The sequence below is a fragment of the Methylosinus sp. PW1 genome (assembly GCF_000745215.1).
Lineage (GTDB): Bacteria > Pseudomonadota > Alphaproteobacteria > Rhizobiales > Beijerinckiaceae > Methylosinus.
This window is the reverse complement of record NZ_JQNK01000004.1, coordinates 109,944-136,710: the sequence shown is the minus strand read 5'-3', so window position 1 is coordinate 136,710 and position 26,767 is coordinate 109,944. Positions and strand designations below refer to the sequence as shown.

Below are 26,767 nucleotides of genomic sequence, written 5' to 3'. Positions count from 1 at the left end.
TTCTCTAGCGCGAAGGCCAGGCCGAACACGAAGCAGGCGAGGGAGCGGACCGGTCGGCGCACAACAACCTCATTAATTACATCATAATAGTAGTATTAATGGCTCGTGGCGTCATGTCAATCCTCGAGCTCTTCGGGAAAATTCGCGCGCGGAAGACCTGATCGGATCAGGACATTTGCCTTGCTGCGCCGAGCGCGCGCGAGGATGATTTTCCGATCGGCGGCGAAGTCACGGTGAATGGCTGTCGCGCGCCGAGAGCGGCAAGGAGGTCATCGCCGGAAGCACGGTGACGCCTCGCGACGGATGTGATTCTTCGCCAGAAGTCGGTGATGCGGCGCAAGCGCGCGTATCGAATTCAACGGGCGCCTTTCCACACATCGTTGCCGCGCACGTCCAATTTTCGGGGAAGAAGCTGGGCTTCGGTGAAAGCGTCGGAAATTCTCTGCTGCTCGGCGAGCGCTTCTTCGTCCACCAGCGCCACGGCATAGCTGCGGCGACTATTGGCGAGCTCTATGGTCGGCGCGTCGAGTCCGACGAGGGGGGCCAAACGTTCCGCTGCGTCCTTTGGTTGCGTCTTGATCCACTCTCCGGCTTTACGGAGCTCGTCGACGACGATCTTCAAAACATCGGGTCGACTCGACGCATACTTCGTCGACGCCAGATAGAAACGCCGGTAGCTCACGCCGACGGCGGCGCCGTCCGCAAGCACTTTGACGTCGACGCTCTTCTGCAGCGCCGCCAAAAAAGGATCCCATATCGCCCACGCGTCTATCGCGCCTCTTTCGAAAGCAACTCGCCCGTCGGCGGGCTGAAGATAGACGATATCTGTCTCTTTGAGCTTTACGCCGGCCTTCTCCAAGGTCTGCAGAGTCAGGTAGTGGACGCCTGCGGCTTTGGCGAAGCCGATCTTCTTACCCTTGAGGTCGGCGAGCGTCTTGATCGGCGAGTCCTTGCGCACGACGATCGCCTGACCGGTCGGCGACGGTTTTTCCTGCGCGAGATAGGTCAGCTTGGCGTTGGCCGCCTGGGCGAAGAGCGGCACAGGCTCGGCGACGTCCGCCGACAAATCGATGCTGCCGACATTGACGCCTTCTAGAAGCGGCAGGCCGGAGCTGAATTCATGCCAGGCGACCTTCACGCCCAATGGAGCCAGCGCCTTCTCGAGCGCGCCCTGCCCTTTGAGAAGAATGAGAAGCGTCGAGGACTTCTGATAGCCGATGCGCAGAACGTCCTCGGCGGCGGAGGCCTCATGCCTTCCTATCGATGCGAGAAGCAATATCGCGACCATCGCCATGACTCTGACGGCCACGGATTTCCAAATTCTTCTCGTCATGACCGCCTCGCTCCGATCGTTTCGGCGACAAGCCCCCCCCGCGCCTCGGACCCTAGCGCAATCAGCCTATATTTCCTAGTGAGTAGATCGCTTATTGTGAAGCGTCATCGCGACTTCGCGTCCCTCGATCAATACAGCTCGACGAGCATCGTCCCGTCGAATGCGCGAGGGTCAATGGGCCAGCCGATCGTCGCGGGCGTCGTCGTATTGCCCGGCGCCCAGGCGACGAAGGGGCGGTTGTCGAACAAATTCTTCACCCATACCGACAAGGCATGAGCGAATTGAGCGCTTTGCTCACGCCGCCGGTGTCGAAGAATCCCTGCCCGGTCCGATTCTCATGTCGCGCCCCTATCAATATATAAACGCGATCAAAAATTAGTGAATAGACCTGTGGCGCCGACGCGGTCAAGCTATGCCATGACCGCTTGCGCGCGCTGCAAAATCGATGGATAGAAGGCGTGATGATGTCGGGCGAAGACGTCTCGAGAGGTCGCGCTCTCGTCGACGTCGCATCATATGAACCTACCGAAAAGATCGGGAGTTAGAGGCTATGGTCGAGCAGATTTCCGCGCATGCGCTGAGGGCGCTCTGGCGCGCGCGCGACGAGGTCGCCGTGTTCGACGCGCGCGAGGAAGGGCCTTATGCGCGTGCGCACCCTTTCTTCGCCGTCTCGCTGCCCTTCTCCGAAGTCGAGGTCAGAGCCTATGACCTCGCCCCGCGTCTCTCGGCGAAAATCGTCGTCTATGACGATGGCGAAGGATTTGCGGAACAGGCTGCGCGCCGTTTCTCGAGCCTAGGCTATTCGGATGTGGCGCTGCTCGAGGGCGGCCTCTCGGCCTATCAAAAGGTCGGCGAGCTGTTCCGCGACGTCAATGTCGTGTCGAAAGCCTTTGGCGAGCTCGTCGAATCCATTCGCCACACGCCGTCGCTCTCCGCGCGCGAGGTCGAGGGCCTCATTCGCGCGGGCGCCGACGCCGTCGTGCTCGACGCGCGCCGCTTCGAGGAATATCACACGATGAGCATTCCGAACGCGGTCAGCGTGCCGGGCGCAGAACTCGCCTTGCGCGTCTTCGACATAGCGCCGTCTCCGAACACGCTCGTCATCGTCAATTGCGCCGGACGCACGCGCTCGATCATCGGGACGCAGAGCCTCATCGACGCCGCTATTCCCAATCGCGTCGCCGCGCTGCGCAATGGCACGATCGGCTGGACTCTCGATGGGCTGGCGCTCGACCGTGGACAGACGCGACGCTTTCCTCCGCTCGGGAAGGAGCAGCACGAGCGCGCGCTCGCCGGAACGCGCGCCCGCGCCGCGCGTCTCGGCGTCGCGACGCTCGACGCCGAGGCCTACGAGGCCGCGCTCGCCACGAGAGACAGACGCACTCTCTATCTGCTCGACGTGCGCTCGCCGGAAGAATATGCCGCGGGCCATGCGCCCGGGTTTCGTTCCGCTCCGGGCGGACAGCTCGTGCAGGCGACCGATGAGTGGGTGGCTGTGCGCGGCGCGAAGATCATTCTCTATGACGATCTCGAAGCGCGCGCGCTGTCGACGGCTTCATGGCTGACGCAACTCGGCTGGGAGACCGCCGTTCTCTCGCCGCAAGCGGCCGCGGCGACCGAGCGAGGCGCATCGCCGCGCCGACGCCCGCCGATTGTCGCGGCGCCGGGCGCGACGATCTCGCCAGAGGAGCTCGTCTCCGGGCGCGATAATTTCACGATCGTCGATCTATCCCGCGGCCCCGTCTATCGCGCCAGTCATATCGCCGGAGCCTATTGGGCGGCGCTCGCGCATCTCGAGCGCGATCTCGCGACGCTGCCGCGCGATAAGCGGATCGCGCTCGTCTCTCCCGACGGCGAGACCGCGCTCGACAATCTCGCGCGCGCGCAGATCGTCGCGGCCCGCGGCGCGGTCGCGCTCGCCGGTGGAACGCAGGCTTTCGGCGCCCTGACCTCCGAGAATGCGCGATGGCTCAGCGAGCCGGACGACAGCTATAAGCGTCCCTATGAAGGCGTCGACAATTCGCAGGACGCGATGCAGGCTTATATCGATTGGGAGCTGCAGCTCGTCGCGCAGCTCGCCAATGACGGCGTCGCGAATTTCCATGTGGTGAGATAGCGCAAACGGTGACGGGCTCCGCTCGGCGTTCTGCGGCTGGCTGCAAGGCCGCTTGAGAACAGTGCTATCTGCAATTGTCGGCGGCGGTCGCCGAAAGGACGATCGAGAGACTTTACATCGTCTTTGGTTTGCAGGGCGCAGGAAAAATCCTTTTGGATCCAGACGTCGTCGAAACGCATCGTTCGAGAATCGGCAGCCGTATTCGATGCGGCGCTGCCTGCTGCTCGGCATCGAGCGCGCGCAACTGCTCGAGGCGCCGACGTTTCAGGAAGGCTTCTCGGAAATTTATCGCATCGATCCGCGAGGCGACATCCTGTCCCACGCTCGGACTCGCGAACGTAGAATGGGAGAAGTTCGAGGGTCGCCGTCGACATGACAGGACGACGCATTCAAATTTAAGACAGCAGGTCGTTTTGCGCATTCAGAATTTTTTGCGAAGCGCCAATACGGCGTCGATCTTGTCGTTGGACATCGTCCCGCCCTCGTGTTCGGCGCCTCGACGGCTCAACGCTCGGGGCCGAAGACGACGTCGATCGCGAAAGTGATCGGCCGCGGCGGCGGACCGAAGGGCGCGCTCGCGCGAACAGTCTGCATCGCGGCCGCGTCGAGCCGCGGCTGGCCGCTGCTCGACGCCACATTCACGCTGTCGGAGCGAATCTGCCCGCTCTCCAAAATGAAGAACGACACCTTCGTCACGCCGCGCCAGGCGGCGCGCCGCCCTTCCTCCGGATAGACGAGCCGCCCGTGAATCTTCTTGGACACCAGCCTGCCATAGGCCCGAAGCAGCGTCTCCTCCGGCAGCTCGCGATGCGCGATCGTGCGGGCGATCTGCTGGTCCTCCGCGCCATTCACCTGCGTCGAGCCGGCGGGCTTCGGCTTCGCCGGCGCGATCGCCGAGACCGCGATCGAAGCAGGCTGAAGCGGCGCGCCATCGTCTTCGATCGGCTTCTGCTCGGAAGGCGAGGTCGGCTGCGCCTGGACGGCGTTCTGGGCGGCCTGCTGCGTCTGGCCGGCCGTGTCCTGCTGGAGCTTTTCATCGGCCTGCTCGTCCGAGACGAGGCCGTCCATCTCGAAGACGAGCGTCGATCGATCATCCTCGTCCGGCTCGACGCGGGAGAGAAGATACGGCAGCGACAGGAGCGCGTGCAGAACGAGCGACGCCGAGAGGCCATGATAAATCGTGAAGCGGGTTCGTCGCCTGCCGTCGTTCGCCGCAATGGCGGCCGCCTGCAAACTCATCGCAATTCCTCATTTTCCGCCGGCCTTGGTCTGCACGGCGATCTTGGTGAAATTCGACTTCTTCAGAATGTCGGCGACGTCGATAAAGCTCTGAAGGGCGACGGCGCGGTCGGCGCGAATAAGAAAGCCCGTCTCCGGCGGCAGGCCCGTGAGCCGGCCCGGCAGCTCCTCCTTCGTCGTGGCCTGACCGTCGAAGTAAATTCGCCCATCGGCGGCGAGCTCGATCGTCCTGTCCTTCTGCTTCTCCGCCTTCGCCTGCGTGGCCTGCGGCAGCGAAACGGGAATACGACCCGTCGCGACGAAATTCGCCGTCGTCAGCACCATTGTGAGCAGCACGAGCATCACATCGACGAGCGGAATGACGTTGAGCGTCTCGAAAGGCTTCTCATCCATGGGCGATCTCCCATTTCAGGATCAGCACCTTCGTCTTGCGCAGAAGAGCGTTGTAGGAAACCACCGACACGAGGGCGACGATGAGCCCGACTGCCGTCGCTTTCAGGGCGAGCGCGAGGCCGGCCATGATCTTGCCAGCGTCAGCCGACGCGTCGAGGCCCATATTGTAGAAAGTGAGCATGATGCCGAGCACCGTGCCGAGCAGGCCTATATAGGGCGCGTTAGAGGCGACGGAGGCGATCACGACGAGCCGCTCGGTCAATTCCAGCTCGAGCGCCTTGACATTGGCGAAGCTGCCGATGTCGATCGAGCGATAGAAAAACAGGCGCTCCAATGCGACAGCGACGACGACGACGCTGAGCGCGGCCAAGAGGCCGATGACGCCGAAATCGATCGCCGTCGAAAGCCATTCCATCTGCATGATGCGGGTCTCCTCAGCCGACGACACGCCCCTTCGATGCCGGCAGACGCTATGCTTTCCGCCGCGGTCGGAAAAATCGCCTTCCGAGCGAACGACGCCGCGCAATTTACACAAATTACATCACGCAGGACTGACTTCGCGTCAACTGGAAAGATCGGGCGCCAACGCAGCTTTATCGGTCGCCTTGCTGAAATTTTCGCCAAATTGTCTTGGAGTATTCGCAAGACATGCCGCTGGAGGCGTCTCGACGAGCCGGCAGGCGCATGCGAACGTCGTGCCGCCGCCCGCCCATCTTTTTTTCAGTTCTTGGCGGACGACGCCGCCTCCGAGTTTTGCTGACGCACTTTGGATGCGAACATGGATACGACACTGGTGCGCGTGTCTCGGCCGATGACAATTCGCTGCGGCCAGATCTCCACCACCGTCCAACTTTCGACCTGTTCGCCTTGCCGCAGAATGCGAATTTTGGCCGTCGGACTCGTGCGCACGAAAGCGCGTGGGCCTTGGTCGTCGGCCAAGACGCCGACCAGCGTCAAAGGAGGCGGGTCCGGTGGAGGCGGCGGCGGCGCCTCGCGATGCACAACGGCAGGGGGCGACGGAGGCGGACGCCGCGTCGCCGAGAAAAGCGGCCGCCGTAGCGTCTCCGCGAAATTCTTCAGTTCGAGATGTGCGACCGGATTGAGCTTGGCGCGCTCCTCGATCTGCTGGGAGCTCGCGACGCCACACACCGAAACAAGAAGGATTATGGATAGCTTTTTCTTCATGTGCGAATTCTGCGCCAGAGGGCTCTCAGATCCAATGTGACGCGCAAATGCGGCTGGTCCGCTGCGTCTCGAGCGCCGCGTTGCGGCGAAACGACGAATGCGTCGACGAACACATAGGGAGTCCCTGTCTCCAGCTCGTACAGCATCGCCTGCAAAGCCGAAAGCTCCATGTCGAACATTACCCTCAGTCGCACGACGTCGGGGACGTCGTCGCGCGTCGCCGGCCGCGTCGTGGAAGACGCGACGCTGGCGCGTCGCGCGGTGACGAGCCGTGTGACGTGAGCCTGCAACAGGGCGCTCGCCTGCCCTTCGGTCGGCGCCGCTAGAAAGGCCGCCTCCGGCGCGATCGCAGCGTGCGTCCCGCCCGGCCCGCCTCGGCGCTGCGCCGTCTCCGCCTGTGCAAGTATGGCGCGTCGCTGGGCGGCCTCTTCCGCGGCGTCGTTCCATGCGCAAATCGAGACGGTCGCCGCCGCGCTGCAAAGGAGAAAGAGCAGCGCGAGCCCGCCGAGCGCGAGGCTCTGTTCGCGATCGAGCTCGAAGTCGATGGACACGCTCACTTTCCTTTCTTCGTCGCGCCCGCGGCGAGATTGGCCTCTATGCCGAAGCGAAACAGCCTGCCGTCGGAGGCGCGCGTCGTCGAGGCGGAGAAGCGCGCATCGAAGAAGCGACCGGTTTTCTCGAGGGCGTCGATGAGCGGCGGCGCGTCGGCGGCGAGTCCCGAAATGCGCAGCTTGCCTGCCTCCACGGAAAGGCTTTCCAGATAGGCGTCGTCGGGAATGGCGCGCGACAATGCGTCGACGAGCGCGACGACGGGCGTCGACGCCTCTTTCCATATCCAGGCGCGCTCCGGCGGTTGCAATGCCTGGATTGCGCCCGGATTTTTGGCGGCGTCGGCGCGTTTTTGGAGCGCGTGCGTGCGAGCGGTGAGCGCTTGCGTCTCCTCCTGAAGCGCGTTCGTGACGATCGAGCCCGCCACGACGATCAGCACGCAAATCGCGACGTAGGCGGCGGCGCCGCCGATGAAAAGGCGCAAACGCCGACGCGAGGCCGCGTCGCCTTGCGACGCTCTGCTCGACCAGAAGGCGACAGGCTCCTCCCCGGCGTCGGGAGCGCTCTCGACTCGATCGACATTGAGACCCATTTCGGCGAGCTCGGCCCGCGCGGCGTCGACATCGGCTTGCCGTGCGATCAGCACCCGCACCGCCAGTCGGCTCGAATCCGCCTGCGGCGTCGCCACATGGCTGTGGAGAATCTGGCCGACCGGCCAAGGCGAGAGACGATCGAGCTGGTTGGTGATGACGCCAGCGAGAAATTCACGCGCTTGCGCCGGCAGCCCCAGGGTACGCGTGATCGTCTTGTCGCGCGGCCATTCGAGCACGAGGAAGCCATCGCTCGCGCGTCGCAGAACCTCGTCCGGCGGCCTTTGGCCCACCGTCACGGCGGCGACGAGCGGCGCGTCGGGACCAGCGCCGGCGCGAATCAAAACTTGTCCGTCGGAGCGCGTGACGCGCAACATATTGCGATTGCGTCGCATTTCGGCGACTTGCAAGACGAGGCCACATAGGACATCCGTCCAGCGGACGAGAAGACCGAAGCGCGGCATTCATTCTCTCCGGGAATAGGTTTCGGCATAGGCCGTCGCCCGAGGCGATTGCCGAAAAGCAAGAATGCGAAAGGGCTCCCTGTCGTTCGGAAGCACGACGATGATCGCCTCGGCCTCCGAGGAAAAGCCGTCGGCGAGCGCGACTGCGATTTCCAGCCGAGCGACGCTGCGGCCCGCGGGCTTGGCGTAGCGTGCCGAGGGACCGAGAATTCGTTCGCTCTCCCCCGCTTCGAGCCGTCCTGTCGCGCGCGCCTCCAGCAGCCGCTCGACGCGCGCCTCGGTCATCTGCGGCAGCAAGCGCAACACTTCAGCGGAGGCCGTCGTGGCATTCACCGTCTCCTCGCCGAAGACAGTGACGAAAGGCGCGATGAGGGTCGCATATTCGGCGGGCACTGTGGGGATTTGCGCCAACTGATCGACGTTGGAGAATGTCCGCTCGAAATGGCGTGGCTGGGTAGTCTCGGGTTTTTGCGCCGGCTTCGGCGCCTCGGACGCATCGGCCGGATCCCGCCAGCGCACGATGGCGCGCGCGACCGTCTCGGCATCCTCTGCGGCAAGACCGACGAACAGAGACGCGAGCGTCTCGACCGGCGCCTTGTTGATGTCGATCCGGCCGAGCTCGTCGCTCATCCGGACGCGCCCCTCCCCGCTTCGCAGGGAAAAGCGCGTCTCCACCGGAAGCAGAGGCCTGCCGCCATATTTGAGCAGCAGATCGGCCCCGACCTCGACGCCCGCGCCGATCAGCGCCTCGGCCTGAACGCGGTCGCGATCGATCGCCAGCAGTCCCGCGAAGCTGCGCAAGCTCGTCGAGGCCGCCATTGCGAGCGCCGAGAGCAGCGCGATCATCCACAGAACGGCGACGAGGACGACGCCCCTGCGCGATCGAAGACGGCGAGCGGTCTTCACGTCGGCGTTCGCCGCGGCGGCGCCTCCGGCTCTCTCCTCCTGGCGGGAAGACATTTCGAATCCGCGTTCGCGCAGGCGGCCGGCGCGTCGGCGCGCAGAACGAACTCCGCTCCCGGAAAGAGCCGTTCTCCCGTGTCCTTGTCCCGCAGATCGAGGCGAACGAGGCGCGGCAGTTCCGTCTCGCCGCGCCAGTCGACGCTCCAGCTCGTAGCCCCTTGCTCGAAGCGCCCATAGGCGAAGGATATGTCGAAACGCCCCTCGAGCAGAACGACGAGGTCTTGCGCCGGCCCGTCGTCGAGGCCCACGCGCGGCCCGAGCCACGGCGTGCGCCGCCGGACGAGACGCGCGCCGTCTTCGCCCACGGACTCGACCAAAAGCGTGACGATCTCCTCCCGCGCCGCCCGCACGCCGACCGCGCTCGATGTCACGAAGACGAGCCTTTCGGCGGCGCCATCGAAGGCGACCGGAGCCGGCGGCTCCTCCCGAGTCTTGCCCGGCGCGGCGCCGGGCGCAGGGGCGCTGCGCGTCGCCGCTCCGGTCGGCTTCAACGTCGCATAGCTCGCCGCGCCGAAATCGCGGGCGAGACGCTCCATGGCGAGGGCGAAACGTTCGGCGTCATCGACGCCGCGCGCCCCATGGTCGAAATGAAAGACGACGTGGTGGGTCAGCGTGGCCGCGCCGACGATGATCGACGTGGTCACCGCGAGCGCGGCCAGAGTCTCGACGAGAGTGAAACCTCCGCGTCGTCCTTTGTCCGCACGAGCTTCCAAGGCCTTCCTCCCGAATACGCCTAATGAACGAGCGCGAGGCGGATCGTTTCCGCCGCGACCGACTGATCGCCCCAGGCGACGCGCGCCTCGACGCGGTAGGCCGACCATTTGCGTGCATCGGCTCCGTCTTTGTCCTTCGCCGCCGACGCTTCTTCGAACACGGGCGCCTCGAGAGAGATCGGCTCGACGGTGACGCGCCAGCGAAAGCCGCCGGTTTCACCTTCCCGCGCATCGAGCGACCCGGTGCGATCGAAAGGCGCCGCGATGAGCGAGCGCAGCAGCGCATCGGCGGCGACGCGCCCCTTGCCTTTGGCGAGCGCGCCGCGCGCGTGGAAAAGCTGCGGGCCGAGCGCGGCGGCGAAGGCCGCCAGAACGGCGAGCGCCGCCAACGCCTCGATGAGGGTGAAGCCCGCCCGGCGTGAGGCTCGGTCATGGCGCATCGACCGAGACCTTTCCGCTGAACCAGTCGACGCGCACGTCATAGCGCGCGCCCTCCCTTACAAAAGAGAGAATGGAGCCGGTGGAGGCGCCGTCCGGCTCGAAGCGCGCCACCGCTCGCAAAGCGCCATTCGATCCATCCGCGGCGAGGAGATCGAGCGAGATATCCTGCGGCACGGCGACCCTGCCCCCGCTCTCGCCGACCAGCAGGCGCGCCGAGACGTCGAGCGCGACGTGGCGCGGGCGGCCGCTCAACATGGCTCCGAGCCGCTCGCGCCTGAGCAGCGCAGCCGCTTCGAGCGCGACCGCCTTCAATTTCGAGCGGCCGGAGCCGAAGGTCCATGCGAGGACGAGACCAGAGACGAGAGCGACGATCATCATCACGGCCATGGTCTCCACGAGAGTGAAGCCCGCGCGATCTATCCGAGGCCGAGGCCTTCCGGAACTCGCCCGTCCACTTCGAGACGACGGCTTCGCGACCGTTTCGGTGCGAGCACGAGAATCCCTGCCTTCCGCGCGATCCTGGCGATCAGCGCTCGACATTGGAAATATCCGCCGCCGCGCCGACGCCGCCTTCCTGTCCGTCCGAACCGAGCGAAATGATTTCGTAAGGCGGCGCATGATCGATGGGGAAGCGGTAGATATAGGGCTTTCCCCAGGGGTCGTTGGGCAGCCGGCCACCTTTCACATAGGGACCGCTCCAAATGTCGACGCCGCTCGGGCGTTCCACCAGCGCGGCGAGCCCCTCGGAGGAGGAAGGATAGCGGCCCGCATCTATGAAGAAGAGGTCGAGGGCCGAGGCGAAGCTCTCGATTTGCAGATGCGCCGTCTTCACGCGCGATTCGCCCAAATAGTTCAGCACACGCGGGCCGACGAGGCCGACGATCAGGCCGATGATGGTGAGGACCACCAACATTTCCACCAGCGTGTAACCGGCCCTCCCGCCGCGTGAGGGACGACGGCGGCCGGGACTCGGCGGGAGGGCGCTTGTCATTTGGCGAGGTCCGTTATGCTGAGGAGGGCGCTCATGATCGAGACGACGAGGGCGCCGACGAGGACGCTGACGACGATGATGGCGGACGGACCGATCGCCCCCATGAGCCGATCGAGGCCGGCGCCGAGCCGTTGCTCGTAGAATTGGGTCGCATGCGCGGCGATCGCGGGCAGGTCTCCGGTCTCTTCCCCGATACGCAGCATGCGCACGGCGAGCGGCGGCAGCAGCCCCGTCTCGGCGAGAGCGTCGGCGAAGCGGCGCCCGCTGCGCACCTGCTCGTGAATCCTGTCGATCGCCGCGACGGCCCGCGGCTCGACGACGACGTCGCGAAGGATCTTCAGCGTCGCCGGCAAAGGCACGCCATTGCCGAGAAGGAGCCCCAGAGCGCCGATGACGCGCGTCGTGCGCCAGTCCTGCATGGGACCCGCGACACCCGGAATGCGCGCGATTGCGGAGATGAGCGCCGCGCGCGCCTCCGGCCTCGAGAAGACGTAAAAGAGAAAGAGCGCGATGGCCGCGCAGGCCGCGAGAAAGGGATAGAGATTGGCGTGCAGCCAGGCGGACACAGCCAGAACGAAGGCGATTCCACCATTGAGGCGATCGCCGAGGTCGTGAAACACGGGCTCGAATTGCGGTACGACATACAGAAGAAAGAAGAAGAGAACCAGTAGCGCCGCCCCTATGAGAAACAAGGGATAGCGGATGGCCGAGCCGACCCGTTCCGAAAGGGCTTCGCGCCGCACGCGATCCTCGACAATGGCGCCGAGCACGGCTTGCAGCTTGCCGGACGCTTCGCCCGCGCGGGCCATGGCGACATAGGCCGGATCGACGATGTCGGGGCGCCGCTCCAGCGCTTCTGAGAAACTGTCGCCCGAGGAGATCATCGAACGCAACCCGGTCGCAAAGCGCTGAATCGGCTTGCTCGCATCCTCCGCGAGCGTCTGCAACGCCGCGTCCAGCGTGAGGCCGGCGCCGGCGAGCAGCGCCAATTGCCGAAGAAGGATCGTCACGTCGCGCGCCGGCGGCCGAGCGCCGCCGGCTCCCCCGCCGATGACCGATTTCGAAGCCATCTCCGCATCTATCGGCAGATGGCCGAGATATTCGATGCGGCGCAGCACCTCTTCGCGCGTCGCCGCTTCGACCTCGCCGGAGACCATGTCTCCCGTCTGCGTCACTGCGCGATAGCGAAACTGGGGCATGATTTCACAAGCTCATGGTAACGCGGAAAATCTCGTCGATTGTCGTGAGGCCAGAGCGGCATTTGGCGGCTCCGTCGTCCGTCATCGACGTCATGCCTTCACGCTTCGCGACCTTTTCTAATTCATGCGCGTCCACCTTCGGCCCGATGGCCTCGCGAAGCGCGGCGGAAGCTTCGATGACCTCGAAGACGCCTTTGCGTCCGCGAAAGCCGGTGAAATTGCACCATTCGCACCCCTTGGGGCGATACAAAGTCTCGCCTTTCGCGAAGCCGAGCGAGGCGTAGCGCGCATCTGCCGCGAGATCGTCGCAGGTCAGTTCATGGGATTGTTTGCAGTCCTGGCACAAAATGCGGACGAGCCGCTGGCCGACGACGGCCCGAACGCAGGAAGCGAGCAGAAAACTCTCGACGCCCATATCGATAAGGCGCGTGATCGCGCCCGCGGCCGTATTCGTGTGCAAAGTCGTCAGCACGAGATGACCGGTGAGCGCCGCATGGACGCCTATATGGGCGGTTTCCGCATCACGCATCTCGCCGACCATGATCACGTCCGGGTCCTGGCGCAGAAAAGAGCGTAGCGCCGCTGCGAAAGTGAGGCCGATGCCCGGATGGACCTGCATCTGGTTGACGCCGGGAATTTGATATTCGACCGGATCCTCGACGGTCAGAATCTTTCGTGTCGGCTCGTTGATTTCGGAGAGCGAAGCGGCGAGCGTCGTCGTCTTTCCCGAGCCGGTCGGCCCGGTGACGATGATCATGCCGAAAGGCGCTTGCAGCGTGCGCCGTAAAATTCCGCCGTCGCGCTCCGACAGGCCGAGCTCATCGAGGGCGACCACCCCTGCCCCTTTGCGCAGCAGACGCACCACAGCTCCCTCGCTGTAGAGATTGGGAGAGGTCGCGACGCGCAGATCGATTTCCGCGCCTCCGATGGTAATGCGCGCCCGCCCGTCCTGGGGAAGTCGCCGCTCGGTGATGTTCAGCCCGGCCATGATCTTGAGGCGTGAGAGCAGGCCCTTGGCCATGCTGGCCGGCGGCGCAGGCGCCGGCTTCAACAGGCCGTCGACGCGAATTCGCACATGCAAGGCCCCCGCGAAAGGCTCGATGTGAAGGTCGGTCGCACGCTGCTCGACCGCGAGACGAAGCAGATCGTCGAGCGCTCGCACGACGGGCGCTCCGCGCGCGAGATCGCGGAGATCGTCGAGGTCGTCGGAAGCGGCTTCGGCATGTGCCGCCTGCGGGTGTTCCGAATTCGCCTGCTCCTGTACGGAGCCGAGCGCGGCCTCTATCTCTTCCGCCGTCGCGACGGCGAAGCGCGCGCGCCGCCCGAGAGCCGTCTCCACCGCGGAACGCATTTCCTCGTCGAGCGGAGCAGCGATGGCGAGCACCAGCTCATCGTCGTCCATAAAGGGAAACAGGCGCCCGTCCTTGAGAAAACGCGGCGACAGCGCGGCGCCGCCAAACGTCAAGCCGGCGAGTCCGCCGCGCGCGATGCGCTTGCAGGAATAGAATTCAGCGAGCTCGTCGGCGAAGGCGGAGGCCGACAGTTTTGTCGCGCTCACCCAATCGAATTCGGCCGCCGCTTCGCCGCCATTGGCGCGCAATGCGCGCTCCAACGCGTTCGCTTCACTCAGTCCGCCTTTGCGGGCGAGATATTCAAAAAACGCCTCGCGAGACATCGATCACACATCGGTCGAGGAACGTGGCAATCTTGCTTTCATGAGCAATGCTATTTATATAGCGTATGAGCCGATATGCAAGCGAATTGGAGGCGTGAATCTTGCACACAGTATTTGTTACCTCGCAAACCGCATGGCTTCGCGCTAATATGTAAATGGTTTATATATATTGAAGTATCGGAGTGCGTGGAGTGGCTTGTGATTTTTGGCATCCGACGTGTCGGCGGTCCGCGGGCCTGCCGATCAGATGGACGCTCCTTGTGGCGTTCGCGAATGCGCTACTGGGATGCTCGTCATCCGCGCAATTGCTGGGGATCGGCCCCGGCGACAGCGTCGATGCTGCACGAAGCAAAGATTTCTCGGCCTATTTTCCGACGACGAACACGGGCGGATCGAGCCTCGACAAGCGAGCCGGGCAGCCCATTCTCTTTCCCGGCGCGCCGGATGGTCCACCGAAGCGCTCGCTCGGCGACGAGGCGCCGGCCGCGCCCGGCGTGACATCGCGCGGCGGGGACATCGAGATCAATTTCGAGCAGGCAGACATTCAAGTCGTCGCCAAAGCTCTGCTCAGCGAGGCGCTCGGGCTGGATTTCACGATCGATCCGCGTGTTCATGGCGTGATCACGGTTGTCTCCGCCGGCCCGATCCCGCGTAAGGATGTGTTACCCACCTTCGAGAACCTGATACGCATGTCGAATGCCGCCGTCGTTCACGAAGGCCGACTTGTCCGGATCGTTCCCCTGCCGGAGGCGAATGGCGCAAATGCGCCGACGATCGGCTCCGTTCAAGCGGGTTATGGCGTAACCATTATTCCGCTCCGCTACACTTCTGCGGCGATGCTTGCCAAGATAGCCGACAATTACCTCGTGCGCCCCGGCGCAATCCGCGTGGACGCCGCCCGCAACTCAATTCTGGCCCAAGGCACCTCGAGTGAACGCCGCGCCGTTGTCGAAATGATCTCCGGCTTCGACGTCGAGTGGCTGCGCAATCGATCCGTCGGCATCTATCCGCTGAAATCCGCCTCTCCCGACAGCATTATTCGCGAGCTCGACCGTATATTCGATTTGGGCGAAAACGGCTCAGGCGCTGGAACGATCGCGTTTCAGCCTATGGCGCGGATGAATGCGGTGCTCATCGTGACCCGTAGCTCGAATCTTCTCCAACGTGCGACGCTATGGATACGTCGGCTCGATCAATCCAATCAGAGCGGCTCGACGGTGCGCGTTTATCAGCTCGTCAATGGCAACGCGTTGCGGATCGCGAAAATTTTAAACGAGATTTTCGTCGGCAAAGGCGCCGGATCGGCGACGGATTCGTCGGCGAGCCAGCTCGCGCCCGGAACGAGCGTCGCGCAATCCAAGCTCGATCAGCTCTCGACCGGCAGCAGCTTCTCGGGAAACGGAAGCGCTTCGGCGAGCGGCGCCCAAAATGGCGCGAATGGCCAGCAGAGCGCCGCCGCGGCGGGCGCCGGCAGCCAGATCGCGGCGGCGTTCGGCAATTTCGCCGAGCAGAAGAACGCCGAAAACGAGGCGAAACGCGATGGCGGCGGCTCCTCAGGATCGCTGCCAAAAGGCGTTTTCCAAAATGTGCGCATCACGGCCGACAGCGCCAACAATTCCATAGTCGTCTACTCCAGCCAGGACGACTATCTGGTCATCGAACGATCTTTGCGGGCGCTCGACAAGCCGCAGATGCAGGTGTCGATCGAGGCGACGGTTGCGGAAGTGACGCTGAACGACGATTTGCAATATGGCGTACAATATTATCTCGGAAACTCTTCGAGAGCCAACGGATCGCTGACCAATGCGACGACCGCCGCGGCGACGACGACCTCGTCGTCTAATTCGTCCTCCACAACGGACGTCATCTCGAATCTCGCCCTCCAGCGCGTGCTGCCGGGCTTCAATTTGCTGCTGGGACCGGAGGCGCAGCCTCATGTCGTGCTGAACGCGTTGGCGACGCTGACCAGCGTCAAAGTGCTGTCCTCGCCGTCACTCGTCGTTGAAGACAATCAGCCGGCGCTGTTGCAGGTCGGCCAAGAAGTGCCGATCTCGACCGGATCGGCGACTGTGCTGTCCACGTCCAACACGGTCGTCAATACGATTCAGATGCGGGACACCGGCGTCATTCTGAAAGTCTGGCCACATGTCCACGCCAATGGCGTCGTGCAGCTCGAAGTCGAACAGGAGATTTCCAATCCGGTGAACTCGAGCCTCACTCCGACGATCTCGCAGCGGCGCGTGCATTCGACGGTCTCGGTGGCGAGCGGGCAGACGGTGCTGCTCGGCGGTCTCATCAGCGAGCAGGAGAATAATACCAAGGATGGAATTCCGGGCCTTCGGCATCTCACTTATCTCGGCGATCTGTTCGGCAGCACGACCCGCAACAAGGATCGCTCGGAAATCATCATCTTTATCAAACCGCGCATAATTCGCGATTCGCTAGACGCGCAAGGAGCCGCAGAGGAGTTTCGTTCGCGCCTCGATATGATGCGGAGCGCGCCTATTGTCGTGACGGGCGCCGATACGAAACGCGTTCGTAAGTAACGGCGGCCCGACGCGCCCTTCGGCGCTTGTGCGGCATCGCTTCGATCGCGGCGACTGCCGGGTGTTTCGAACGACACTTCATCATGCCGGGCAAGCCGATGCAGAACCGTTTCTGTGGAAGCTTCGACGGCGCCATGCGGGATGAGCGGCTCGACGACACATTGATCTTCGGCTCGACCCCACGAGAGAGAATCGCTCTCTAGCTCCCGCGACCAACTCCACCGATTGCCTGTTGTTCACCCCAAAAGCGTCGGGCGCACCAAATGCTGGGGCTCAACTCGCGGCCGGATGGAAGTTCTGAGGGGAGTCATTGGCGCTTCGATCCATGGACTGTCGCAAAGAGCACCACTGTCTCCAGAGGCTCGACAAGGCATTGTCTAGATTGCGGGCGAACCGCACCGGATCGTTCAACGGCGAAGCGGCGACTTTGTCGCGCAGTTCGGCTCGCAATGCGGCGAGCTCATGGGGCCGTTGGGTCCAACTGACGGCCAGGTCCACATACTCTTCCTCCGAGCTCGTGCAAAAGCCGGCAAGGCCCGCCGCCGCAAGATGAGTTGCCGAATGCCGACCGGCGAATGTCTCGCCGACCAGCGTCACGGTGGGGACCCCCATCCACATTGCTTCGAGCGTCGTGACACCCCCGGAATAGGGAAAGGGATCGAGGGCAAAATCGACGTTCTGCGCATAGTATTTGAGCAGCTTGGCCTGTTCCGTCTCCCCGACGAGATCGACGCGGTCGCGCGAAACGCCGCCGCTTTGAAGCGTGCGATAAACTGCCTCTCTCGTCGCAGATTCGTTCAATCCGCCATAGACCATCAGGATGCGGCTCTCGGGAACTCTCTCCAAAATCCTCGACCATACGCGTCCTACCGCCGCATTGAGCTTTGCAGGACGATTGAAGCAGCCGAAGGTGAAAGCCCCCTTCTCGAAATATGGGAGCGGACCCGCCGCAGGCGCACGAGCCGGCGGGTGATAGCAGACGTAGCAGTCGGGAAGCCTAACGACCGGCTCTGCGTAAAATTCGTCATGGGCCAAGGGAACCTCGATCGGATCCGCGATGATTCCATCAAAGGCGTCCAAGCCGATCGTGCCGACATAGCCTGCCCAGCTCAGCTGCACCGGCGCCGCCCGCCTAGCGAAAATGGAAAGGCGGTTGCCGGCCGTGTGTCCCGAAAGATCGAACAATATGTCGATCTCGTGTTCCGCGATCAATGCGACGAACGCCTCGTCGTCGAGATCCGATACATCTCTCCACGATTGTGCAATCGCTTTATAACGGCCGCTGAATTTGTCGTCCGCGAACTTGCGGTCGGTCTTGTAGCAAAAAATCTCGTAGCCGAGCTTCGCCAGCTCCTCGAAAGCGCGCAGCGTCAAGAATGTGACGGCATGCCCTCTCATGTCCGCCGAGACGAGCCCTATTCGCAGCTTGCGATCGACCGCTGGAGAATTTGTAAAGGACGTACGCTCCTTCGGCGTCTTTGGTCGATCGAGAGCCGCCCACGTCCGATGTGCCGCAAGCAATTCGGCTTTGGTGACGCCCGGCTTGTGCTGCAAGGCGAATAGCAGAGAGCTCGCTATAGAGGCGTCGCCCGGACTGAGCGCGCCAGCCCTCCGAAAATTGGCCACCGCCTCCTCGGTCCGCCCTTGGCTGAGATAGCCATGGCCGCGCGCGACATAGGCTTCCGCAAAATTCGGGTCGATCTCGATTGCGCGCTCTACAAATGTCAACCCATCCTCATAACGGCGATTAACGATGAGAAAATGGCCGAACACGAATTGAGCCAAAGCCACGTCTGGAGCGATGCGAGCCGCCATTTCGAAAATTTGACCGGCCTCCAAGTCGCGAGCGTTCTTGTGGAAGTAATGTCCCACATCGAGCATTGCCGCATGATTCTTGGTTGTCACGGCCGCGGCCGCCCGCAGATCAATCATAGACTTTTCGTTTTCTCCACCCATCGCATGAGCGAGACTCCGCAGGATATACGCATCTCCATAGGAGGGATTGATCCTGATCGCTCGCGACAAGGCCTCGATCGCATCTATGCGGCGCTTTTCACCGAGCAGAGCAAGGCCGAGATTATATTGAGCAAAAGGTATTTTCGGCTTGTAGCGTAGCGCTGTCTCGAAGCAGAGGATCCCGTCCTTCCTGCGTCCCATTCTGGCGAGGCATGTGCCGAGGTCCACGAGCGACGCCGCGTCTCCGGGCAATATGGCGAGTTCCCGCCTATACGCCTCCATCGCCTCGGGAAGACGTCCGAGCTGTGATAGCGCACCGCCCAGGGCGTAGTTGAAATTTGGCTGATCCGGAGCGCAACGGATCGCCTCGCCGAATTCACGAAGGGCGAGCTCCCATTCGTTCGCTTTCGCGTGTCGAAGACCACGAGAGTGATGTTTGTGGCCGAGACGCAGGAGATTTTCAGGAGTCGCCGTTCCTATGAATACGGGCAGGCCGCTTCGGGCCTCCTTTGAATAGGAAATCTGCGGATAGATCGACCGAGGCCGCGACAAGCCGGTTTTCCTGGCCATTTCGACAATTCCGATTATCTAGAAAAACGCGAGCGAGCGAAAGAACCATTATTGTCGAACCCGTGCGCCTCGGATGATTTCGGGGCGTGCTCACACTATGTCCGCGGCGAGAGACAAGCCCTCGCCGCAGACATGTTGCGTCACGGATAAGTGTAGCAATAGCTGCGGATTATGCTCTGCGCTGTCGAATTGTTCAGAATAAAGTCGACGAGCTTGTCGAGCTCATCTTGCTGATCCGGCGTGCGCGACGAGATGGCGATTTCGACGCCATATTGCGAAATCGGATCATATCCGGTCGTATACGAATGATGAGAATTGCCGGTGAAGGTGTACGTTGTTCCGTCAAAGCTACAGATCTGCGATTTCGCGACGAAACCGTACGCATAGGTGTGAGCTTGAATTGCAGCGTATGTGTTGTCGATATTCGAAGCGGTATGGACATAGCCGCCCGGTATCGCTGACGTGTAATACCAAGGAGATCCCGCCAGCAATTGCTGCGCTGCATGTCCATATGGCGCATTCGTCGGGTCGGCGATCACGAAATCCGTATTGAACGGGTTGGGGAGCCCCGAAGACACATTCGTGTTGTCCGAGTATAGCTCCAAGGCGCCAGAAGCATAGTGGAACTCGTAAAGACTGCTTGGAGACGTCGTATAGGGATATACGAGACTCGAGTGAGTTGTGACCAGGTCGTCGACATGCGACTTGTCCGCGGCGAGAAACAAGTCATAAGGTCCGGTCGTGCCACCGCTGATAATATCCGACTCGAGCGCTCCAGTCGACTTTGATATCGTATTGACCGCAAAATCGTATGACGGATAGTAGTAGTTGTGGAACGCCGTAATGATGGAACTGAGCGGTCCGGAAAAGTTCGCTGCAACTCCGACCGTGATTGTCGTGGTGGCCTGAGCTGGCGAATGCATCGCCAGCACCGCTGCCGACACGCCGGCCGCGAGCACGCTCATTCTGTGATGTGACATTTCTGTACCTCGCTTTAAAAAAGAGCCCAATATAGGCTACGGAGGTGTGCGTCGAAAAAGCGGCAAATCGCATGGCGATCCACCAGAACCACTCGGGCTGGTTCGAATACATAGAATAGCAGGCATGAAAAGGAGTCAAGACTCAAATATGTACAAAAAATATATGACGTAGGCATCGGGTCGCGCATAGCGCGCCTTCGCCAGAGGGAATATGCGTCACGCGACAAGATCACGTCAGAAAGGCGTCGAATCGGCAGGAAATAGTTGCGGCCCTCGTGGAAGCGCCGCCGCTGCAGCGCGCCTCGCTCGAACCCTGATGAATTTCGGGTCGAGCGCTCACCTCGCCGTCGAGGCCGTCTAACTTAGAGCCCTGTCGATATTTGTGATGGTTTTATATGATCTTTACTCGATGCCGCAAATTTATCCCATTTGCACCATTTTTTTGCACCTTCTTTTGTAAATTGCGATATAAACAAGATACATAGCTCGGGCCTCGCAGAGCGAACGCCCGAGAGGAAAGCGCCGTCGCCAGCCGGCTTGTGGACCTCGCGGTTCATCTCGGCGCTATTTGGACAAAAGGTTTATGGATATGAGCGGCCCCAGGATCGAGAAGCAGAGAGTCGAGACCCTCTCGATTGTCGATAAAGCAATCCGCAGGCGGAATGCTCCCGCGATGACGGCGATCGCGGCAGTGCTGGGCCTGCCCGGCTTCGCGCTCGCGAATCCGACGGGAGGCGTCGTCGTCGACGGGGCCGCGACGATCTCCGCCGCTGGCAGCGTCACCAATGTCGCGCAGTCGACCAGTCGCGCCATCATCAATTGGCAGAGCTTTTCCATCGGCCTCGGCCAGACGGTCAATTTCTACCAGCCCTCGGCGCTTTCCGTCACGCTCAACCGCGTGGTCGGCAATGAGCAGAGCGTCATCGCCGGCGCGCTCAACGCCAATGGCAAAGTCTTCATCGTCAACTCCAACGGCATCCTCTTCACCAAGGACGCGCAGGTGAATGTCGGCGGCCTCGTCGCCTCGACTCTGGATATCTCCAATTCCAACTTCATGGCCGGGAATTACACTTTCTCCGGCTCCTCCGCCGCCGCAGTCGTCAATAAGGGCGCGATCGACGCCGCCGACGGCGGCTATGTCGCTCTGCTCGGCAAGACGGTTTCGAATGAGGGGACGATCGACGCCAAGCTCGGGACCATCGCCCTCGCTTCGGGCGAGGCGATCACGCTCGATTTCGGCGGAGACTCGCTGCTCGACGTGACGATCGACAAGGGCGCTTATAATGCGCTGGTCGCGAATAAGGGGCTGATCAAGGCCGACGGCGGCCAAGTGGTGATGACGGCGAAGGCCGCCGATGCGGTCCTTTCCGCGCAGGTGAACAATAGCGGCGTCATCCAGGCTCGCACGCTCGCCGATCTGACCGGCGGCTCCTCTTCGAGCGGCGGAACGGTGCGGGTCGGCAAGATCAAGCTGGTGGCCTCGGGCGGCACGACGAAAGTTGCCGGCGCGCTGGACGCCTCGGCGCCCAATGGCGGCAAGGGTGGAACGATCGAGACGTCTGGAAACAAGGTGACGATCGCCGACAGCGCCGTCGTGACGACCGCTTCTTCGACAGGCGAGACGGGAACATGGATCATCGACCCAGACGGCTTCACCATCGGGCCGAATGGCGACATCACCGGAACTCTTCTCGGCAGCCTGCTCGCGAACAACAATATCACTTTGGCGTCGACGAGCGGCAGCGGGTCGGATGGCAATATCGATGTCGACAGCGCGGTGAGCTGGTCTGCCAATACGATTCTGACGTTGAATGCGACAAGCAACATCAACATCAACGCGCCGATCACGGCGACGGGCGCTAGCGCCGGCCTCGTGATGAGCTATGGCGGCTTCGCGACGACGGGCGGCGCGACGTCCGGAACGAATTACAACATCAGCACCGCCAATGGCGCCGAGGTCACGCTGAGCGGCGCGAGCGCCAGCCTCGAGATCAATGGCGCCCGCTACACCCTGCTTCAGAGCATGAGCGCGCTGAACGCGTTCGCCAGCGTGACGGCGACCGGACTTTACGCGCTAGGGCAAGACCTCGACGCCAGCGGCGCGACCTATGCGAAACCCGTCATCGGCACGCTCACCGGCACGTTCGCGGGCCTCGGCCACACGATCAGCAATCTGACGGGCTCGGGAGGAAAGAGCACTGCGGTCTCGCTCATCGGAACGATCGGCTCCGCGACGGCGCGAACGGCCACTGTCCGCGATATCGGGCTGGTCAATGTCGCATTGACAGGCGTCGGCACCATGGGCGCTCTCGTCAATTTGAACTGGGGCTCGATCAACAACGCCTATGTCTCCGGGGGAACCGTGACAGGCGCCTCCGGCGTCGGCGGCCTGGCGGGGTTCAACTTCGGTGGGACGATCGCCAATTCCTGGACCAATGTGACGGTCGCCGGCATAAGCACGGTCGGTGGACTGGTCGGCACGAATTCCGCCATGAACGCTTCCGGCGGCGCTCCCGGAGCCCAAGGCGTCATCACGAATTCCTATGCCTTGGGGACCGTGAAGCCTGTCTCGCCGTCCACCGTTACCCGCAACATTTTCGGCGGCCTAGTAGGCATCAACAATGGCGGCCTCATCCAGAACTCCTACGCCGCTGGAACGCTGAATTTCGGAGCGCCCAACACCTCTTCGGGCGACGGCAACTATATCGGCGGATTGGTCGGGGAAAACGTCTACAACCCGAACTCCTCGACTGTCGGCACGATTCTCAACTCCCACGCGGCAGTAGATGTGACCGCGCCGGGCTCCTACATCGGCGGTCTCGTCGGATACAACAATGGCGGCAATATCGACGGCTCCTACGCGACCGGAAATGTCTCCAATCCTTATGCCACCACGACGTCGACCTTCCAATATGTCGGCGGTTTGGTCGGATACAATATACCGATGTCGACGTCGACGAGAGTGAATGGCGTGCTGGTCTTCACAAACCACGGTGGAACTATCGGCAATAGCTATGCGACCGGCAATGTGAACGCCCCTAACGTGAGCTATGTCGGCGGGCTGGTCGGGGCCAATATCGGCGGCGCGATAAGTGGTTCTTATACCACAGGGAACGTGACTGGCTTCAACGGCGTCGGTGGGTTGGTGGGAACGAGCAGCGGCACGATAAGCAACAGTCGCGCGTCAGGAGACGTGACCGGCCGTTTCTGGACTGGCGGATTTATCGGCTCCAACGGAGGGACAATTACAAGCTCTTCCGCCACCGGCGCTGTCTTTGGTGGAGATAGGACCGGCGGTTTCGCCGGCGGCAATGCCGGGACCATCGACAGTTCGAGCGCCAGCGGCAATGTCTCGGGAACCACCAATGTCGGCGGCTTGGTCGGGTTCAATCAAGGCGGCCAAGGAGCGTCCGGCGCCGGCGCGATCTCCAATTCCGCCGCGTCCGGCGATGTGAGCGGCTCCAGCAACGTCGGCGGACTCGTCGGAAACAACGCTGCGGCCAGCGATTGCTGTAATGCCGGCTCGGTGACGGGCTCTTCCGCGACCGGTTCCGTTTCGGGATCAGGCGACAACTCTGGTGGCCTTGTCGGACTGAACGCCGGGACCCTCGCCAATAGCAGCTATCACGATGTGAAGGCGGAGGCGCGCGCCGCGGCGCAGCTCGCGCAGACGCGCCAAGCGGCGTTCTCGGCCGGCAATGTGATCTCCAACACCGCGGAGGTCTCCGCGGCGAAGCCTCCGAATGCGGCAGCCTCGACAGCCGGCGGAAGAGCGGCGGTCGCCGCAGCCAATTCCTCGACAGACGTCGAGGATAATGTGACTGGCCAGCAACCTTCGCAGACGCCGTTGCCGGCCGCCCGCGCCCGCGTGCCTCACGCATCCGCGACGACCGCCGGCGGCGGAACGCATAAGGTCCATGCCTCGTCACCCGGCGCCCACTACCGCGCCCGCATTCGCAGCATCGATGTCGACGGCCAACATTTCGATCTGGGGACAGACGGCAAGAACTCCGCGCCCTCCCCGAAGGCCCAATAAAGACGCACCCGGACCAGAAAGGTCGATCCTCAGATGAATTCCCGCCGTCTGCTCCTCTCCTGCGCCGCCGCCCACGCGCTCCTGCTCGCCGCGCCGCAGGCCTTCGCGCAGAGCGCGCCTACCCCTGTGCTGCCTTATAATGTCGGCGCCGCCGTCCGCGAGGCGGATGACGCGCGCCAGGCGCCGCCGCCGCGTGAGAGAGCGGCGCCCGTGCTGCCGCAATTCGCCGAGGCGCACTTCACTCTCGCCAGCAAGGAGACGCTCTTCGTCAAGCATTTCATCGTCGAAGGCCCGATCCTCGTCGACGAAACGGAGCTGCGCGAGATTCTCGCGCCCTATGAAGGGCGCAAGCTCACGCTCGGCGACATTTACGCCGCCGCCGACAAGGTCACTCTGCTCTATCGCGCCAAGGGATATCTCGTCGCCAAGGCCTATGTGCCCGCGCAGGACGCGCGCCACGGCTCTTTGAAGATCGAGCTCGTGGTCGGCAAATATGGCAGCGTGCTCGTCAAAAGCTCTTCCGCTATCGACACGCCCTTCCTGCAAGGCGTCGTCGATACTGCGCTCGAGGACGAAGGGCTCATCCACAAAGACGCGCTCGAGCGCGCCTTGCTGCTCGTCTCCGATCTGCCCGCCGCCGGCGTGCCGCGCATCATCGTCTCGCCCGGCAAAGGCCAGGAGACCTCCGATTTCCAATTCGCCGTGCCGGAGGGAAAGCTGGTCGCGGGCTATCTGCTGGGCGACAATTTCGGCTCGCCCTATACCGGCCGCGACCGCCTGAACGGCGGCTTCAACATCAACTCGCCGCTCGGCTTCGGCGATCGCCTGACGGGCTCCGCCATCGTCTCGGAGCGCGCCGCGCTCGCCAATGGCCGCGTCGCCTATTCGTTCCCTCTCGGTTATGACGGGCTGCGCGCCGAGATCGGCGCCTATCGCACGACATATGCGCTCGGCGGCGTCTATAAGGACCTCGACGCTACCGGCAGCGCCTATGCGGTCGCCGGAACGCTGAGCTATGCGCTGATACGCCAGCGCGAGGAAAGCGTTTCGCTCTGGGCGAATTTCACCCACAAATGGCTGAACGACGAGATCGCGGGGACGTCGACCGCCAATCGCAACATCGCGCTCGGCACTTTGGGCGTGACGCGCGACACGGCGCAGGATCTGTTCGGCCTGCCGCTGGCGACGAGCTCGACACTCTCCTTCACCTCGGGCTATGTCGATTATCTCGACCTCACACAGAAGATTCAGAACCGCGCCGGCGCCGATACGGTGGGCAATTTCTACCGCATCAACCTCTCGGTGAACGCGACGATCGCGCTCGACGAGAAATTCTCGCTGTCGACCTATCTTCGCGCGCAGAAGTCGCTCAACGGCAATCTCGACACCAGCGAACAATTCAGCCTCGGCGGCTTCTGGGGGGTGCGCTCCTTCGACGAAGGCCTCGCGGGCGACAGTGGCTATATCGTGACGCCCGAATTGAAATATGCGCTGCCGCAGATCGAGAATTACCGCCATGCGCTGGGCGTCTTCACCGACATAGGCGCCGTGTGGCTGGAGAACGGCTCCTATACGACGACGCAGCGCAGCTATACGGGTGTGAACGATCTCGGCGTCGGCTATTATGCGACCTATGACATAGGCGGCGGCAGCCTTCTGGTGCTGAAGGCGCAAGCCGCGCATACCTATGGCGCGAACAGCGGCGCGACCGCCTATGACCGGCATACGAAGGGCTTGCTGCAGGTCGGATTCACCTTCTGAAGGACGGCCGCGTCGGACGCGAGACGAACAAGGGAAGATCGGCGCCCGACAAGAGAAATGGGTGAAGCGTGGCGTATCTCCTCGGTCAGCATAGCGAACGAGTCGATCGGAGCTTTCTCGCCGCGAGCGAGCAAAAGCTCGCCGACGTGATCCTCGCGGCGCTGCCAGACTCGGTCACGCCTCTGCGCCTGACCAAGGTCGGAGTCATAGGCGCCGTCATCGCCGCAGCGGCGCTGGTCGGCTGCCGCTGGTCGCCCGCGTGGCTGCTGGTCTTCGTCGCCGGAATATTCCTCAATTGGCTCGGCATGGCGCTCGACGGCCCGCTCTCCCGACGCCGCAAGCTGACGCATCCTCGGCTCGATGTCATCGGCCAGTCCAATGATATGATGTCGCAAGTCCTGCTGATCGTGATGTTCGGCGCGTCGCCATTTCTATCGCTTCAGTCGGCCTTGGTCATTCTCGCCTGCTATCTGCTGTTCTCGGCCTATAATTACGTGCGCACGATCGCGCTTCACGCGCGGCCGATGACCTATATAGGTCTCGGCCCGACCGAGTTCCGCATTCTCATGGCCGCCTGGCCTTTCATCGCTCACGCCAGCGGAATCGATGCGACGGCGCCAGGCGGCGCGGCCCGGCTGGACGCCGCGATACTGATCCTCGCCGCAATCGGAGTCGCAGGCCTCGCCGTCAAGGCTTTTTCCGACGCCCGGCAGGTCGCGGCGGAGGAGTGACTCCGGAGGGCCGCCGGGTCGAGGTAGCCAGTGCCGTCGAGCGCGGAGACTTGCGTCCGCGAGCTCCAGGGAATCCGGCGCGGTTCACCCTCGCGCCGCAAAAGATCGCGCAGCATTCGCGCCCCCGCAAAGGGATGTTCGAGATGCAATTCGTCGAGGCATGACGGAGGCCGGCGATCCGGGTCGCCAAAGCGAGCGCCCGAAGGGCCGGGCCATTCGGCGGAATGGCGGCGTTCCACCGTCAAAAACCTGCAATATGAATGACGCAAAGCGAAGCTAAGCTATTCCCGTTTTCATGCGGGGTCGGCTGATGTCTATGGCGGAGTCATTTCAAGA

General features: G+C 62.8%; 22 protein-coding genes. 6 read left to right on the top strand and 16 right to left on the bottom strand.

Annotated features, from left to right (window positions below; translation table 11 throughout):
* Positions 1–355 precede the first annotated feature (355 nt).
* Positions 356–1,333: an aliphatic sulfonate ABC transporter substrate-binding protein gene (locus K369_RS03985; protein ID WP_036288084.1), complete on the bottom strand. Its 978-nt coding sequence runs from the start codon at positions 1,331–1,333 to the stop codon at positions 356–358.
* Positions 1,334–1,883: 550 nt separating this feature from the next.
* Here K369_RS03985 and K369_RS03980 point away from each other — a divergent pair.
* Positions 1,884–3,449 carry a rhodanese-like domain-containing protein gene (locus tag K369_RS03980; RefSeq protein ID WP_036288081.1) on the top strand — a complete coding sequence of 522 codons (1,566 nt, stop codon included), beginning with the start codon at positions 1,884–1,886 and terminating at the stop codon, positions 3,447–3,449.
* A gap of 504 nt (positions 3,450–3,953) precedes the next feature.
* Here K369_RS03980 and K369_RS03970 read toward each other — a convergent pair.
* The 13 genes from K369_RS03970 to K369_RS03910 all read right to left on the bottom strand — a co-directional run bounded on the left by K369_RS03970 (position 3,954) and on the right by K369_RS03910 (position 13,851).
* Positions 3,954–4,688: an energy transducer TonB gene (locus tag K369_RS03970; RefSeq protein WP_084570462.1), complete on the bottom strand. Its 735-nt coding sequence runs from the start codon at positions 4,686–4,688 to the stop codon at positions 3,954–3,956.
* A gap of 9 nt (positions 4,689–4,697) precedes the next feature.
* A complete protein-coding gene (locus K369_RS03965) occupies positions 4,698–5,081 on the bottom strand; it encodes a biopolymer transporter ExbD (protein WP_036288071.1) in 384 nt (127 codons plus the stop codon).
* Positions 5,074–5,502 (bottom strand): TonB-system energizer ExbB, encoded by a 429-nt coding sequence (gene exbB / locus K369_RS03960; protein WP_036288216.1) that lies wholly within the window; start codon positions 5,500–5,502, stop codon positions 5,074–5,076. Before exbB ends, K369_RS03965 begins: the two co-directional genes overlap by 8 nt.
* Positions 5,503–5,801: 299 nt before the next feature.
* A complete protein-coding gene (locus tag K369_RS26965; protein WP_051948975.1) occupies positions 5,802–6,266 on the bottom strand; it encodes a hypothetical protein in 465 nt (154 codons plus the stop codon).
* Positions 6,263–6,817: a type II secretion system protein GspM gene (gene gspM / locus K369_RS03950; protein ID WP_036288068.1), complete on the bottom strand. Its 555-nt coding sequence runs from the start codon at positions 6,815–6,817 to the stop codon at positions 6,263–6,265. Before gspM ends, K369_RS26965 begins: the two co-directional genes overlap by 4 nt.
* A gap of 2 nt (positions 6,818–6,819) precedes the next feature.
* Positions 6,820–7,869, bottom strand: coding sequence for a PilN domain-containing protein (locus K369_RS03945; RefSeq protein WP_036288065.1), 1,050 nt, complete (start codon positions 7,867–7,869; stop codon positions 6,820–6,822).
* Complete coding sequence (locus tag K369_RS03940; protein WP_036288062.1) at positions 7,870–8,829, bottom strand: type II secretion system protein GspK; 960 nt, start codon at positions 8,827–8,829, stop codon at positions 7,870–7,872. It abuts the gene before it with no gap.
* Positions 8,772–9,545 carry a hypothetical protein gene (locus K369_RS03935; RefSeq protein ID WP_036288059.1) on the bottom strand — a complete coding sequence of 258 codons (774 nt, stop codon included), beginning with the start codon at positions 9,543–9,545 and terminating at the stop codon, positions 8,772–8,774. Before K369_RS03935 ends, K369_RS03940 begins: the two co-directional genes overlap by 58 nt.
* 20 nt (positions 9,546–9,565) lie before the next feature.
* Positions 9,566–9,985, bottom strand: coding sequence for a prepilin-type N-terminal cleavage/methylation domain-containing protein (locus K369_RS03930; protein ID WP_036288055.1), 420 nt, complete (start codon positions 9,983–9,985; stop codon positions 9,566–9,568).
* Entirely contained in the window at positions 9,975–10,406 is a 432-nt protein-coding gene (locus tag K369_RS03925; protein ID WP_036288211.1) for a prepilin-type N-terminal cleavage/methylation domain-containing protein, read from the bottom strand. Before K369_RS03925 ends, K369_RS03930 begins: the two co-directional genes overlap by 11 nt.
* Positions 10,407–10,512: 106 nt before the next feature.
* Entirely contained in the window at positions 10,513–10,977 is a 465-nt protein-coding gene (gene gspG, locus K369_RS03920; RefSeq protein ID WP_036288052.1) for a type II secretion system major pseudopilin GspG, read from the bottom strand.
* A complete protein-coding gene (locus K369_RS03915; RefSeq protein WP_036288049.1) occupies positions 10,974–12,176 on the bottom strand; it encodes a type II secretion system F family protein in 1,203 nt (400 codons plus the stop codon). Before K369_RS03915 ends, gspG begins: the two co-directional genes overlap by 4 nt.
* 4 nt (positions 12,177–12,180) lie before the next feature.
* Entirely contained in the window at positions 12,181–13,851 is a 1,671-nt protein-coding gene (locus K369_RS03910) for a GspE/PulE family protein (RefSeq protein WP_036288046.1), read from the bottom strand.
* 260 nt (positions 13,852–14,111) lie between these two features.
* On the opposite strand from K369_RS03910, the gene gspD reads away from it, so the two are divergent.
* Positions 14,112–16,397, top strand: a complete 2,286-nt coding sequence (gene gspD, locus K369_RS03905; RefSeq protein WP_245278085.1) for a type II secretion system secretin GspD — start codon at positions 14,112–14,114, stop codon at positions 16,395–16,397.
* Between the two features lie 26 nt (positions 16,398–16,423).
* The gene (locus K369_RS28135) at positions 16,424–16,600 is read left to right on the top strand and encodes an integrase core domain-containing protein (RefSeq protein WP_371033287.1); all 177 of its coding nucleotides are present in this window, start codon (positions 16,424–16,426) and stop codon (positions 16,598–16,600) included.
* 70 nt (positions 16,601–16,670) lie between these two features.
* Here K369_RS28135 and K369_RS03900 read toward each other — a convergent pair whose 3' ends face one another.
* Together K369_RS03900 and K369_RS25200 are read right to left on the bottom strand one after the other, a co-directional pair.
* Positions 16,671–18,923, bottom strand: coding sequence for a glycosyltransferase family 41 protein (locus K369_RS03900; RefSeq protein ID WP_084570459.1), 2,253 nt, complete (start codon positions 18,921–18,923; stop codon positions 16,671–16,673).
* Positions 18,924–19,063: 140 nt separating this feature from the next.
* Positions 19,064–19,888 carry a substrate-binding domain-containing protein gene (locus K369_RS25200; RefSeq protein ID WP_198033014.1) on the bottom strand — a complete coding sequence of 275 codons (825 nt, stop codon included), beginning with the start codon at positions 19,886–19,888 and terminating at the stop codon, positions 19,064–19,066.
* 688 nt (positions 19,889–20,576) lie between these two features.
* On the opposite strand from K369_RS25200, the gene K369_RS03890 reads away from it, so the two are divergent.
* The 3 genes from K369_RS03890 to K369_RS03880 all read left to right on the top strand — a co-directional run bounded on the left by K369_RS03890 (position 20,577) and on the right by K369_RS03880 (position 26,431).
* Positions 20,577–23,939, top strand: a complete 3,363-nt coding sequence (locus K369_RS03890) for an S-layer family protein (RefSeq protein WP_051948971.1) — start codon at positions 20,577–20,579, stop codon at positions 23,937–23,939.
* A gap of 33 nt (positions 23,940–23,972) precedes the next feature.
* Complete coding sequence (locus K369_RS03885) at positions 23,973–25,700, top strand: ShlB/FhaC/HecB family hemolysin secretion/activation protein (protein WP_036288037.1); 1,728 nt, start codon at positions 23,973–23,975, stop codon at positions 25,698–25,700.
* Between the two features lie 68 nt (positions 25,701–25,768).
* Complete coding sequence (locus K369_RS03880; protein ID WP_036288034.1) at positions 25,769–26,431, top strand: hypothetical protein; 663 nt, start codon at positions 25,769–25,771, stop codon at positions 26,429–26,431.
* Positions 26,432–26,767 lie beyond the last annotated feature (336 nt).